Below are 1,145 nucleotides of genomic sequence, written 5' to 3' on the forward strand. Positions count from 1 at the left end.
CCGCCTTACGGGAGGTTGCGGGCCATGACGATGCGCTGGACCTGGTTGGTGCCCTCGTAGATCTGCGTGATCTTCGCGTCCCGCATCATCCGCTCCACCGGGTAGTCACGGGTGTACCCGTACCCGCCCAGCAACTGCACCGCATCCGTCGTGATCTCCATCGCCGCGTCCGACGCGTAGCACTTCGCCGCCGCACCGAAGAACGTCAGATCACCGTCCCCGCGCTGCGACTTCGCCGCCGCCGCGTACGTCAGCTGCCGCGCCGCCTCCAGCTTCATCGCCATGTCCGCCAGCATGAACTGCACACCCTGGAACTCCGCGATCGCCTTCCCGAACTGCCGGCGCTCCTTCACGTACCCCTTCGCGTAGTCCAACGCCCCCTGCGCGATCCCGACCGCCTGCGCCGCGATCGTCACCCGCGTGTGGTCCAGCGTCTTCATCGCCGTCGCGAAACCCGTACCCTCCGCACCGATCATCCGGTCCGCCGGAATCCGCACGTTGTCGAAGTACACCTCACGCGTCGGCGACCCCTTGATCCCCAGCTTCTTCTCCGGAGCACCGAACGACACACCCTCGTCGCCCTTCTCCACCACGAACGCCGAGATCCCCTTCGACCGCAGCTCCGGATCCGTCACCGCCATCACCGTGTAGAACTCCGACACACCCGCATTGGTGATCCAGCGCTTCACACCGTTCAGCACCCAGAAGTCCCCGTCCCGCACCGCCCGGGTCTTCATCCCCGCCGCATCCGAACCCGCCTCCGGCTCCGACAGGCAGTACGAGAACATCCCCTCACCCCGCGCCAGCGCCCCCAGGTACTTCGCCTTCAGCTCCTGCGAACCCGACAGCTGCACCGGCAACGACCCCAGCTTGTTCACCGCCGGGATCAACGACGAGGACGCACACACCCGCGCGACCTCCTCGATCACGATCACCGTCGCCAGCGCGTCCGCCCCCGCACCACCGAACTCCTCCGGCACGTGCACCGCATGCAGGTCATTGCCCTGCAACGCGTCCAACGCCTCCTGCGGGAACCGCCCCTGCTCGTCCACCTCCGCCGCGAACGGAGCGATCTTCGCCTCAGCCAGCGAACGCACCGCCTCACGGAGCATCTCGTGCTCCTCGGAGACACGGAAGAGATCGAA

Annotated in this window: 1 protein-coding gene; it reads right to left on the minus strand. The window is 67.0% G+C overall.

Translation table 11 applies throughout. The annotated features are described in order from the left end of the window. Positions 1–5: 5 nt before the first annotated feature. A partial coding sequence (locus ACIRST_RS42420) for an acyl-CoA dehydrogenase family protein (protein ID WP_402810150.1) occupies positions 6–1,145 on the minus strand: 1,140 nt, incomplete at its 5' end.

The organism is Kitasatospora sp. NPDC101447 (genome assembly GCF_044767225.1).
In the GTDB taxonomy this organism is placed as follows: Bacteria; Actinomycetota; Actinomycetes; order Streptomycetales; family Streptomycetaceae; genus Kitasatospora.